Below are 12,713 nucleotides of genomic sequence, written 5' to 3'. Positions count from 1 at the left end.
ACTGCTGAGCGCTAGCGAGATGTGGTTTCGACGCCCTCAGGCGCCTTCGCCAGCTTACTCGGCCACCACACGACTCGGCCCAGATCGTAGGCCAGCGCGGGCACAAGAAGCGACCGCACAAGAAGAGTGTCGAGCAGCACACCGAACGCCACAATGAATGCGATCTGGGCCAGGAAGAGCACCGGAATGACCCCGAGTGCCGAGAATGTCGCCGCCAGCACGATTCCTGCCGATGTGATGACCCCGCCGGTCACGGTCAGACCGCGCAGGATGCCCGCACGCGTGCCGTGCGCGATCGATTCCTCTCGCACGCGTGTCATCAAGAAGATGTTGTAGTCGATGCCGAGGGCCACGAGAAAGACGAAGCCGTAGAGCGGCACGGACGGATCGGCCCCGGGGAACTGGAAGAGGTGGTTGAAGACCAGCGCGGAGACGCCCAGCGCGGCAGCGAACGACACGACGACGCTGAGGATCAGCAGCACCGGAGCGAGGATCGACCGCAGGAGCAGCATCAGAATGAGCAGGATGACGACCAGCACGATCGGGATGATCGTGTTGCGATCGTGCAGGCCGGCCGTATCCGAATCGATGGCAGTGGCGGTCACTCCCCCGACCAGCGCACCTGATGAGCCGTCGGCCAGAGCAGAACGCAACGCGCGCACGGTGTCTTTGGCGGCATCCGAGTCGGCGGCATCCGAGAGCGTGGCCTGAAGGAGCACATCGCCGTCGACGACGGTGGGCTCGACCGCGACGAGCGTCTGCGCACCGCCCGGGGCGGAGAGCACGCCGTCGCTGTCGACGTTCGCCGACCCCGAAGGCGAGTTCGCGCTCGTCACCGTGAGCGAGGTCACGCCGTCGGTCGACAGAATCGTGGATGCGACGTCGCCGAGATCCGCCTCGGGCGCGACGATCAGCGCCGGGCTTCCCGAGCCGCCCGGAAAGTGCTCTCCCAGAGCGACCTGCCCGTCTCTCGCCTCGGACTGACCGAGGATCAGGTCGCTCTGCGGAACGCCGTTGGCCTGCAACTGCAGCACACCCGTGCCTGCAGCGAGAAGCACGACCGTGGTCACGATCCAGATCGCTCTGGGTCGCCACGCGATGAAAGACTCCAGCTTGGGCCAGAACCCCTTCGGCGCGCCATGGACGGTCTTGTGCGCGGCGAAACCGTGACGGGCGGGCTCGGCGTCGACGCGCACGGCCGCCCCATCCGGTGCCATGTACGTGGGCCGCAGCGGCCAGAACGACGCGCGGCCGCAGGCGAGCAGCAGCGCGGGCAGCAGGGTGAGCGACGCGAGCACGCTGAAGGCCACGCCGACCGCCGAGACAGGGCCGAGCGCCTTATTCGAGTTGAGATCGGAGAAGAGCAGGCAGAGAAGTCCCGCGATGACCGTTCCGCCCGAGGCGACGATCGGCTCGAGAGACACGCGCAGGGCCGCCCAGGTCGCCTCCCACCGCTTCTCGTGAGTGCGCAGAGCCTCTTTGTAGCGCGAGACGTAGAGCAGCGAGTAGTCGGTGGCCGCGCCGATGACGAGGATGAACAGAATGCCCTGCACCTGCCCGTTCAGCGTGAAGACTCCGGCCTTCGCGAGCCACCAGACGGTGAGAAGGCTCGTGGTCAGCGCGAAGAGCGACGTACCGAGCACTAGGAAGGGCAGCAGCGGCGAGCGGTAGACGATGAACAGAATCACAAAGACGGCGCCCAGGGCCGTCAGCAGCAGGATTCCGTCGATGCCCGCGAACGCGTCGCCGATGTCGGCCGTGAAACCGGCCGGCCCGGTGACGAACGCCGTGACGCCGTCGATCGATCCCTCGCGCAGCAGAAACGAGCGCATCGAATCGACGGTGTCGCGCACTTCACCGGAGGCGTCGATGGGCACGAACACCTCGACCGCCTGCTCGTCTTGCGACGGAATCGCCGGCGAGATGCCATCGGCTACGCCCACGACCGATGAGAGACCGTTGATCTGCTTCTGGATGTCGGCACGCTGCTCATCGGTGAGCTCGGCTCCGTCATCGGTGCGGAACACAACGATCGCGGGGATGGCATCGGAGTCGGTGAACTGCTTCTGCAGTGCGCTGACGCGGGTCGCGTCGGCGCTGGCTGGCAGATAGCTGGTCTGATCGTTACTCGACACCTCGTCGATGCGGCCGAAGTACGGGCCGCCGATCGATGCCGCGGTCAACCACACGAGAATCAGCGCGGCAGGGAGGAGGATTCTCAGCCACCGCGGGACGCGCACGTCTAGCCTTCGATCTGATCGGCGAGCACCAGCTCGGCACCCGCGCGCGCCATCTCGGCAAGCGCCTCGCGGCTCGACTCGGGGGCGACTCCAGCTACGAGATCGGTGATGACGCGCACGTCACGCCCGTGACCCAGGGCATCGAGGGCCGATGCGCGCACGCAATAGTCGGTCGCAAGTCCGGCGATATCGATCTGCGTGATGCCGTGCGTCTCGAGGAGCTCGACTACCGAACCGCCCTCCTCCGCCGTTCCCTCGAAGATCGAGTATGCGGGCTTGCCCTGCCCCTTGCGGATGTGGAAATCGATCGACCGGGTCGTGAGGTCGTCGTGGTACTCAGCTCCGAATGTACCGGCGACGCAGTGCACCGGCCAGGTGTCGACGAAGTCTGGAGCCTCATCGGTAGCGAAGTGGCCGCCGTTGTCATTGTCTGCGTCATGCCAGTCGCGGGAGGCGAAGACCAGATCGTAGGCGCCACGGTGCTCGGCAAGAAGAGCCGAGACGCCGGCGGCAACTGCTTCTCCGCCTTCGACGCCCAGGGCACCGCCCTCGGTGAAGTCGTTCTGCACGTCGATGATGAACAGCGCCCGACCCATGACGTCTCACTCTCTCTTGCTCGTCGACGCGATGCCGTCGAATCCTATGCCACCGGTCGAATTAGTCAGCCAGCTTACTAATCGATTCTAGAGCACGGAGTCACTGATTCGACAGGTTGTTTCCGCAACGATAGGCCGCGGTCGTAATCGTGTCGAGGGCCTGCTTCGAGCTATCCGAAACGTTGTCGAGGGCGAAGAAAGCGAAAGTCAGAACGGAGCCATCGGCAGCGTGGATGATGCCCGACAGGGTGTAGCCCGTGTCGATCCAGCCGGTCTTCGCGATCACCTGGCCCGCGGCATCCGAATTCGAGCCGGTGAAGCGACCGGCGAGCGTGCCGCTCTCGCCTGCCACGGGCAGGCCGTCGGCGATGATGCCGAGGTTTGCCTCACGAGCCGCGATCTTGGTGAACAGCGCGGTGAGGAAGTTCGGCGAGACACCGTTGTCGTCAGACAGCCCGGATCCGTCGACGATCACGAGGCCCGCGGTATCGAGACCGTAGCTCGCGAGAGCTGCCGGGGTGGATGCGCCGAGCGCCGAGAACGTGTTGCCCGAGCCCTGCGCGATTGCAGTGAGGCGTGCCAGCATCTCTGCCTCGGTGTTGTCGGAGCGAAGAAGGGCGTCCTGCACCATCGTCGACACCGGCGCCGACTGCACCGTGCCGAGGGTTGCCGCGCCAGCCGGAGCGATGCCCTGGCTGATCGGCACCCCCGACGCCCCGAGCGCGCTGGCAAACGCAGCGCCCGCTCGACCGATCGGGTCTTCGCTGCGGGCCGATTGACTGCTCGACGGGTCGGCGCGGTCGCCGTCGACCTGCAGCGCCGTCACCTCGGAGGACCAGCCGTCGAACAGCTCCTTGCGGTTCCACGACGGCTGCCACGCGTCGCCCGAGAACGCCGAGGAATCGAGAACGATCGACGTGACCGGCGCACCCCCGAGAGACGCGTTCACCTGCGCGGCGAGATCGAGCATGCTGGCGGCGCCGGGATAGATGTTGGAGGATCCGCTGGCCAGGGTGATGTCTCCGCCGCCCACCAGCACGACCTGGCCGGGCTGCGTGCCGGCGACGACGGTGGTGGTCGCACGATAGTCGGGGCCGAGCACGGCCAGTGCCGCCGCGCTGGTGAGCACCTTCATGACGCTCGCCGTGCGTGAGTATGTGCCGCCCGCGTGGTCATAGAGGATCTCGCCGGTGGTCGCGTTGCGCACGCTGCCAGAGAACGTGCCGAGGCGCGAGTCGGATGCCGCCTCGGCGATCGAACAGGTGCGCACAGGCTGAGCCGGAAGCGCGGCGGCCGGCACAGGACGCGCGGTCGGGGTCTTGGTCGGGACTGCAGTCGGGGTCGCCGCGGCCGAGGCGCTCGGGAGCGTAGAGAGTCGGGCGACATTCTCGGGGTTCGGCGTGCCGACCGCGGCTCCCGCCAGGAGTCCGCCGCCGCCGAGAACGAGAAGCGCGGCCGCTGCGGCGGTCGCGGCGAAAGCCCGCGGATGCGATCGGGCGCGCCGAACGATTCCGTTCAGCCGCGCGGACCGCAGCTTCGATACAGGCGTCTCGGACATCGCTCCATGCTAACCCGGGCCTGGAATTCGGCCCCGGGGACTTCTATTCGCCGGGGTAGGCGACACCGACCTGGCGACGCGCCTCATCGAGCACAGCCATGATCGCCACACTCTCGTCGATGGGGAGGAGGGCGCTTTCACGACGCCCGTCCCGCACGATGCGCTCGAGCTCCCACGCCTGAAACTGCATGCCTCGCGAGACGACCTTCTCGTCGTAGCGCTCGGCCACCCCGCCGTCTTTGCCCGCGTACACGGTGAAGCTCGCCTGGTTGTACCAGACGGAGTCGATCTCGATTCGCCCCTCGGTGCCCACGACGGTGGCGGTATTCGCCCCCCGGGTGTCGAGTGCGGTGTGCAGAACGGAGATCGCACCACCGGCGTGTTCGAGAATCAGTGCCACCTGCCGGTCGACACCCGTCGCCGTCTTGTCGCCCCTGGCGGTGACCGAGGTCGGTGCGCCGAACAGGTCGACGGCAAATGACACGGGGTAGACGCCGAGGTCGAGCAGCGCGCCGCCGCCCAGTTCAGGGTTGTTGATGCGGTGCTGGGGGTCGGAGGGCAGCAACTGGTCATGGTCGGCGATGAGCGTGCGCACGTCGCCGAGGGTTCCGGCGGCGATGATCTCGCGGATGCGCACCATCGACGGCAAGAACCTCGTCCACATGGCTTCGAGCACAACTACGCCGGCGCGACGTGCCGCTTCGGCTACCTCGGCAGCTTCGCCCGCGTTCAGAGTGAAGGGTTTCTCGACCAGCACGTGCTTGCCCGCCTCGATGGCGAGAAGAGCGTTCTCGGCGTGCATCGGATGCGGCGTGGCCACATAGACCGCATCGATGTCAGGATCGGCGACCAGAGCCTCGTACGTCGGATGCCGAGCGGCGATGTCGAAACGGGCGCCGAACGCGTCTGCGGACTCCTGACTGCGAGAACCGACGGCAGCGACCTGGATGCCCGTGGCTCGCAGATCGGTCACGAACATTTCGGCGATCCCGCCGGTGCCGAGGATTCCCCAGCGGAATGGAGTGGACACGATTCTCCTTCGAAGTCGAACACTCAACGAAAGAAAGCCCGGATCATCCGGGCTTTCTCGTGGTGGGGCCGCCTATCAGAATCGAACTGATGACCTATTCATTACGAGTGAATCGCTCTACCGACTGAGCTAAGGCGGCCTGGCCACCGCATTTCACAGCGAATGGCACAGCAACAAATCCTAGCCGATGTCGGCAGGCTTCGCTGACACTCCCTCAGAGCACCTGCCTCAACAGGGCGAAAGACTCGACGAGCTTCTCAGCGAGCGACTCGTCGTCGTCTCCGTCGGCCCACAGTGTGAAGGCGTGACGCATTGCTGCCATGGCGACCATCGCGGTGAGCCTCGCGCGCACGTCGAACGAGCCGGCCGCATCCGTCGATGCGGAAACGGCGCCTTGCGCCGTCAGGCGGCGCGCGATCGCCTCGGCCAGCGCAGCCTCGAAGCCACGCATGCCGGTGATCTTCAGGACCAACAGCTCTGGATAGTCGCGCAGCACCTGGCGGCGGAGCTGATGCAGCTCTCGATCACCGGTGCCGAGCAGCGCTACCTGCTGCATCAGCTCGAGGAGTACGTCGAAGATGTCGCGGGCGGGATCGCCCTGGACGAAGGCATCGATCAGTTCGGATTGCGCCTCGAAAGGATTCTCGCCCACCATCGCAGCCTCTTTCGAGGGAAAGTAGTTGAAGAAAGTGCGAGGCGAGACGTTGGCGACGCGGCTGATCTCGTCGACCGTGACCTGGTCGAGGCCGCGCTCTGCGGCCAGCTCGAGCACGGCGAACTGAATGGTGCGGCTCGTGGCGCGCCGCTTTCGTTCACGGAGGCCGACGCTCTCGTCTAGGACTACAGAAGTCATGGTCAACTCGTGCACCGCGGATCGGATGTCGGCACAGTGCCCTTGAGGAAGTATTCGTCGACGATCTGCTTGACGCAGCTCGACGAGCCGTATGCCGTGTGTCCCTCTCCGACGAAGGTGATCAGCTGGCCGCTTGACAGCTGGCTGGCAAGACTCTGCGCCCAGGCATAGGGGGTCGCCGGGTCGCCGGTGGTGCCGACGACGAGGATCGGCGCCGCGCCCTGTGCCGTCACGGCGTGCGGTGTGCGCGTGGTCTTGTCGGGCCAGACGTCGCACGAGATGTCGCCGTAGCTCCACCATGGGCCCACCGTCGGGGCGGCCGCAACGAGGTCGGCGTTCTGCTTCTGCACAACGACAGGGTCGTTCGTGTACGCGTAGTCGAGACAGTTGATCGCCATAAAGGCCTCGGTCGAGTTGTCGGCGTACTTGCCGTCGGAACCGCGGCCGTTATAGCCGTCTGCGAACTGCATGGCGTAGTCGGCGTTGCCCGCGAAGACGTCAGAGAACATGTCGCTCAGGTAGCTCCAGTTCTCTGCGTTGTAGAGCGGGTAGATGATGGCCGTGAGCATGCTCGACGACCCCAGTTCTCGCCCATCCGATGCCCTGATCGGACTGGCGTCTACCTGGGCGAGCAGCTCGCCGATCTTGGCCATGCCGTCGTCGACGCTGCCCTTGAAAGGGCACGACGACTTCGTGAGGCAGTCGGCGAGATATGCCTTGATCGCGTTCTCGAAACCGACCGCCTGACCGACACTCACATCGAAGTTACTCGAGGTCGGATCGAGGGCTCCGTCGAGCACGAGTCTGCCGACCTTCTGCGGATAGAGATCGGCGTAGGTCGACCCCAGGAACGTTCCATAGGAGTACCCGAGGTAATTGAGCTTGCTGTCGCCCAGCGTGGCGCGCAGCAGATCGAGATCGCGCGCGGCGCTGACCGTGTCGACATGCCCCAGCAGCTCCGGACTGTTCTTCTCGCACGAGGCAGCGAAGTTCTTCGACGATGCGGTGTAGGCGTCGAGCCACTCCTGCGATCCCCGCGCGCCGGGAAGCACGTCGTACAGGTACGAGTCCATCTCTTTATCGGTGAGACAGGTCACTGCAGACGACCGGCCGACGCCTCGCGGGTCGAAACCGACTACGTCGTACTGGGCCTGCAGCTTATCGCTGACCGCGAAATCGAGGCTGTCTTTGACGAAGTCGTAGCCAGAGCCGCCCGGCCCTCCCGGGTTGACGAGCAGGGAGCCGAGACGCTCGCCCGGTGCGCTCGCCGGGTGCTTGATAAGGGCCAACGATATGTCGGACGCCGAGGGGTTCTGCCAGTCGAGCGGAGCCTTGGCTTCGGCGCACTGGAGTCCGTCGCCGCAGTCGGTCCAGTTGAGAACTTGGTCGTAGAACGGACGAAGATCGGCATCGACGTCTTCTGCCGCCGGAGTCGACTGCGCCACCGGCTTGTCACTGCCGCCCGATGAGTCGCGCTCGACGAACCACGTCGTGCAGCCCGAGACGAGAACGGTGACCGCAAGAGCGGCGACTGCGAGAGAGGCGAACCGTCGCCTGCGGCGCGGAGTGGTGGCTGTCACGGAGTTGTCCTTCGTTGGCGGGTAGCGGTGATGAGGGCGGCCTCGAGTGCGAGCGCGGGCGCGACGTTGGCAGCGATTCGACGGCGAGCGACGGCGAGCGCGTCGAGCACCGCAAGCGTGTCTGCTGGGTCGCTGCCGGCCGCGATCTCGTCGAGTCGTGGTTGGATGGCGGAATTGATGGTGGGCAGCCCTGAACTCAGCTGCACGAGGAGAATATCTCGATAGAGCGACATGAGGTCGACGAGAATGCGATCGAGTCCGTCGCGAAGGCTCCGAGTCGCCCGGCGCTTCTGATCGTCTTCGAGGGTCTTGATCTGCGAGCGGAGGGCGGGCGGCACGGCCTGCCCCGCCTCGACGCCCATCGAGCGCAGCGTGCTCTCGCGCTCTTCGGCGTCGCGCTCGAGCGTGATCGCCTTGGCGTCGTCGCCGGCGATCTCCATGAGCCGCGCGGCCGCGACGACGGCCTGCGGCACGTTCTGGATGCCCAGGGCAAGGCTCAGGGTTTCGTCGCGTCGGGCTCGCGCCTCGTCGTTCGTGGCGAGGCGGTGGGCCATGCCGATATGGCTCTGCGCCTCGCGAGCCGCGCGCTCTGCGACCTGTGGATCGACGTTGTCTCGCCTTTCGATGAGTGCCGCGACCTCATCGACCCGAGGCACCCGCAGGCGAACCGAACGAACACGCGAGCGGATCGTCGGGATGAGATCGGCCTCGCTCGGCGCACAGAGAATCCACACCGTTCGCTCCGGCGGTTCCTCGAGTGCCTTCAGCAGCACGTTGCTGGTTCGCTCGACCATGCGGTCGGCATCTTCGATGACCATCACACGGTAGCGCCCGACCGACGGTGAGAACTGCGAACTCGAGACGAGCTTGCGCACCTCCTCGATCGAGATGATGACCCGCTCGGTGGTGAGAACTGCAAGATCGGGATGAGTGCGCGCCTCGACCTGGCGCGTGGTGGCCGGGTCGCCGTCTGCGCCGTGCCTGCTGAGCAGTGCCGCTGCGAACGCGTAGGCGAGGTTGGAACGCCCCGACCCGGGAGGACCGGTGATGAGCCAGGAGTGCGTCATCGAATCGCCCGAGTTCGCGGGGTCTGCCGCGGCTCGGAAGATGGCGATCGCATCGTCTTGGCCCGTCAAGTCGTTCCACACGGTCATAGAGACAACTTACCTGGAGCCGGCGACAGAGGCCTCAGGATGCGTCGGTTCCCGCCGACGCGTAGCCGAGAAGCGGCTCCACTGCGGCCCGGATCCGTGCGGCGAGCGACTCGGGCGACTGCGATGCGTCGAGAACGAGGAAGCGCTCGGGCTCGGCCCGCGCGAGTGCGAGGAATGCTGCTCGGACTCTGGCGTGGAACTCGCTCTTCTCGTTCTCGAGTCGATCGAACCGTGTACGTGATCCGTCGAGTCGCGTGCGTGCCTCGTCTTCGTCGAGGTCGAGCAGGATCGTGAGGTCGGGCAGGAGCCCCTCGGCGGCCCAGAGCGACAGACTCCTGATCTCGGCCGAGTCGAGCACACGACCGGCACCCTGATAGGCCACCGACGAGTCGAGGTACCTGTCTTGAATGACGACGTCACCGCGTTCGAGCGCCGGGCGCACCTTCGTGCTGATGTGATGCGCCCTGTCGGCCGCATAGAGAAGCGCTTCGGCCCGCGGACTGATGTGCCCGCGGCTGTGCAGCACGATCTCGCGCACCTCCGCGCCGAAGTCCGTTCCGCCAGGCTCTCGGGTGCGCACCACCGTTCGGTGCTTGCCGTCGAGCCACTGCTCGAGGAGCGCGGCCTGGGTGGATTTGCCCGAGCCGTCGCCGCCCTCGAGAGTGATGAAGAGTCCGGGTGCGGTCACGTCGTGGGCGCAGCCTTCGTCGCCGGGGACTTCTTCACGGGAGTCTTGCGCACGGCAGGCTTGGCGGCCGTCGCCGAGGCGTCAGTCGTCGCGGCGGCCTTGGTCGCGGTCGTCCTCTTGACGGGAGCCTTCTTTGCCACGGGCTTCTTCACGGCCGCCTTCTTGACCGGCGCCTTCTTTGCGGCGGTCTTGCGCGGGGCCGCGGGCCCCTTTGCACGCTTGTCTGCCAGCAGCTGCACCGCGCGCTCGAAGTCGACCTCCTCGACCGTCTCCCCCTTCGGAATGGTCGCGTTCGTCACACCGTCGGTGACATACGCGCCGAACCGCCCGTCTTTGATGCGAATGGGCTTGCCACTCTCGGGGTCGGCCTCGAACTCCTTGAGGGCCGACGATGCTCGCCGCGCCCCGTACTTGGGCTGCGCGAACAGTTCGAGTGCGCCCGGCAGGTCGATCTCGAAGATCAGGTCTTCGCTGGTGATCGACCGGGTGTCGGTGCCCTTCTTGAGGTACGGGCCGAATTTGCCGTTCTGCGCGGTGATCGGCTCGCCCGATTCAGGGTCGTCACCGACGACGCGAGGGAGGTCGAGCAGACGGAGGGCCGTCTCGATGTCGATCGTGGCCAGATCCATCGACTTGAACAGAGACGCGGTGCGTGGCTTGGGAGCCGTGCTCTTCTTCGCCGCTGCCTTGCGGGCGGGTGCCTTCTTGACCGCTCCGTCGGCGACGACGGCCGACGCCGACTCGGCCGCAGGAGCGGTCACCTCGGCGGGGGTCTCGGGCTCGGGGTCGACCTCGGTGACGTAGGGGCCGAATCGACCGTCTTTCGCGACGACGTTCTTACCTGTCTCGGGATTCACGCCGATGACGCGATCAACGACCACGGGAGCGTCGATAAGTTCTCGCGCTTTCGCTTCCGTCAGCTCGTCGGGCGCGAGATCCGCGGGAATGTTCACCCTGCGTGGCACGGCGTCTTCCGCCGCCCCGTCTTCGCGCACCTCGAGGTACGGACCGTACTTGCCGATGCGAAGCGTGATGTCCGGGGCGATGACCACCGAGTTGACAGTGCGCGCGTCGATGTCGCCGAGGTTGTCGATGACGTTACGCAGCCCCCGGTGCCCCTCGTTGCCGAAGTAGAACCCGTTCAGCCAGTCGACGCGGTCTTCTTCTCCCCCGGCGATGCGGTCGAGGTCGTTCTCGAGCGTCGCAGTGAAGTCGTAGTTGACCAGATCGCCGAAGTAGTCCTCGAGAAGCCGCACGACCGAGAACGCGATCCAGCTCGGCACGAGCGCCTGGCCTCGGGGCGACACATAGCCTCGGTCGATGATGGTCGAGATGATGGACGCATATGTCGACGGACGACCGATGCCGAGTTCGTCGAGCGTCTTCACCAGGCTCGCCTCTGTGTAACGGGGCGGCGGCGAGGTCTCATGACCCGCGGCGTCGACCGAGACCGCGCGCAGCAGCTGGCCCTCTTTCAAAGGCGGAAGCTTGGCCTCGGCGGGCTCAGTGGGGCCGTTGCGGTCTTCGTCCTGCCCCTCTTCGTAGGCGTGCAGGAAGCCGCGGAACGTGATGACGGTTCCACTGGCCGTGAATTCCGCGAGTGCCGGCTCGGTCATTCCCTCGACGATGGTCGGGCCGGCGGCGATAGTGACGGATGCCGTCACACCTTTCGCATCGGCCATCTGCGACGCGACGGTGCGCTTCCAGATCAGGTCGTAGAGCTTGAAGTCGTTGCCCCGCAGAGTGGATGCCAGCTGGGTCGGCGTGCGGAACGTCTCGCCTGCCGGACGGATCGCCTCGTGGGCCTCTTGCGCGTTCTTGCTCTTGCCTGCGTAGAGGCGCGGCTTGTCGGGGACGGTCTCTGCTCCGTACAGGGACTTGGCCTGCGACCGTGCCGCGTTGAGCGCCTGCTGCGACAGCGACGGTGAGTCGGTTCGCATATAGGTGATGTACCCGTTCTCGTAGAGAGACTGGGCGACGCTCATTGTCTGTCGGGCCGAGAAGCGAAGCTTGCGCGACGCCTCCTGCTGCAGCGTGGAGGTAGTGAACGGGGCTGCCGGTCGCCGGGTGTAGGGCTTCGAATCGACAGACGAGACCGCGATGTTCACGCCGGGAGCAGCGAGCGCCGCTGCGAGCGCCTTCGCGCCTGCCTCGTCGAGGGGCGTCGCCTTCGACTTGAGCTTGCCGTTCTCGTCGAAGTCGCGGCCAGAGGCCACGCGTTCTCCGTTGATCCGCGCAAGCCTCGATTCGAAACCCTCCGACTTCGAGAGCTGATCGAGTTCCGGGGAGAGCTGCGCTGTGAGGTCCCAGTAACCGGCGGCCGTGAATGCAAGCCGCTCGCGCTCACGCTCGACGACAAGCCTCGTCGCAGCTGACTGAACACGGCCGGCCGAGAGGCCGGGCCCGATCTTGCGCCAGAGAACCGGCGACACCTCGTAGCCGTAGAGCCGGTCGAGGATCCGCCGGGTCTCCTGCGCGTCGACGAGCGCACCGTCGATCTGACGGGTGTTGTCACGCGCCTTCTCGATGGCCTCGCGGGTGATCTCGTGGAACACCATGCGGTGCACCGGAACCTTGGGCTTCAGCACCTCGAGAAGGTGCCACGCGATGGCCTCGCCCTCGCGGTCTTCATCAGTTGCGAGGTAGAGCTCGCTGGCACCGGCCAGGGCTTTCTTCAGCTCTGCAACCGTCTTCTTCTTGGCATCGCTCACGACGTAGTAAGGCGCGAAGCCCTTCTCGACGTCGACCGAGAACTTGCCAAGAGACCCGGTCTTGAGCTCAGCGGGCAGGTTCTTGGGCTCGATGAGGTCGCGGATGTGACCGACAGACGCCTGCACCTCGAAACCGTCGCCGAGGTACTGGGCGATGGACTTGACCTTGGTCGGGGACTCGACGATCACGAGCTTTTTCGGGCCTGGCACTGTGCTCCTCAGCAAGAATAAAGAGAGTCGAACCACTCGCGAGAATCTCGGGTAAGCGTCTTCGACGGGGTTCGGAGGGCACTGAAGGCCCAT

General features: G+C 65.9%; 9 protein-coding genes and 1 tRNA gene. All 10 read right to left on the bottom strand.

The annotated features are described in order from the left end of the window. Positions 1–11: 11 nt before the first annotated feature. On the bottom strand, positions 12–2,240 hold the full coding sequence (locus tag TZ00_RS11180) for an MMPL family transporter (protein WP_044441767.1): 2,229 nt from the start codon (positions 2,238–2,240) through the stop codon (positions 12–14). A 2-nt stretch (positions 2,241–2,242) separates the two neighbouring features. Then, on the bottom strand, positions 2,243–2,836 hold the full coding sequence (locus tag TZ00_RS11175; protein ID WP_044441765.1) for an isochorismatase family protein: 594 nt from the start codon (positions 2,834–2,836) through the stop codon (positions 2,243–2,245). Positions 2,837–2,936: 100 nt separating this feature from the next. After that, positions 2,937–4,394: a D-alanyl-D-alanine carboxypeptidase/D-alanyl-D-alanine-endopeptidase gene (locus TZ00_RS11170; protein ID WP_044441763.1), complete on the bottom strand. Its 1,458-nt coding sequence runs from the start codon at positions 4,392–4,394 to the stop codon at positions 2,937–2,939. Positions 4,395–4,437: 43 nt separating this feature from the next. Continuing rightward, a complete protein-coding gene (locus TZ00_RS11165) occupies positions 4,438–5,424 on the bottom strand; it encodes a Gfo/Idh/MocA family protein (RefSeq protein WP_084606061.1) in 987 nt (328 codons plus the stop codon). 63 nt (positions 5,425–5,487) lie between these two features. Continuing rightward, positions 5,488–5,563 (bottom strand) — tRNA-Thr (locus TZ00_RS11160). A gap of 75 nt (positions 5,564–5,638) precedes the next feature. After that, positions 5,639–6,277 (bottom strand): TetR family transcriptional regulator, encoded by a 639-nt coding sequence (locus TZ00_RS11155; RefSeq protein ID WP_044441761.1) that lies wholly within the window; start codon positions 6,275–6,277, stop codon positions 5,639–5,641. 2 nt (positions 6,278–6,279) lie between these two features. Continuing rightward, complete coding sequence (locus TZ00_RS11150) at positions 6,280–7,857, bottom strand: alpha/beta hydrolase (RefSeq protein ID WP_044441759.1); 1,578 nt, start codon at positions 7,855–7,857, stop codon at positions 6,280–6,282. Next, positions 7,854–9,011: a DNA polymerase III subunit delta' gene (locus tag TZ00_RS11145; protein WP_044441758.1), complete on the bottom strand. Its 1,158-nt coding sequence runs from the start codon at positions 9,009–9,011 to the stop codon at positions 7,854–7,856. The genes TZ00_RS11150 and TZ00_RS11145 overlap by 4 nt, the downstream gene beginning before the upstream one ends. Before the next feature lie 34 nt (positions 9,012–9,045). Beyond that, positions 9,046–9,699, bottom strand: a complete 654-nt coding sequence (gene tmk, locus TZ00_RS11140; RefSeq protein WP_044441757.1) for a dTMP kinase — start codon at positions 9,697–9,699, stop codon at positions 9,046–9,048. Then, the gene (gene topA / locus TZ00_RS11135; RefSeq protein ID WP_044441756.1) at positions 9,696–12,620 is read right to left on the bottom strand and encodes a type I DNA topoisomerase; all 2,925 of its coding nucleotides are present in this window, start codon (positions 12,618–12,620) and stop codon (positions 9,696–9,698) included. The genes tmk and topA overlap by 4 nt, the downstream gene beginning before the upstream one ends. Positions 12,621–12,713: the final 93 nt, after the last annotated feature.

Origin of the sequence: Agreia bicolorata, assembly GCF_000938265.1 — a bacterium.
In the GTDB taxonomy this organism is placed as follows: domain Bacteria; phylum Actinomycetota; class Actinomycetes; order Actinomycetales; family Microbacteriaceae; genus Agreia; species Agreia bicolorata.
The sequence above is the reverse complement of the archived record's forward strand: the minus strand, read 5'-3'. Positions and strand labels throughout refer to the sequence as shown.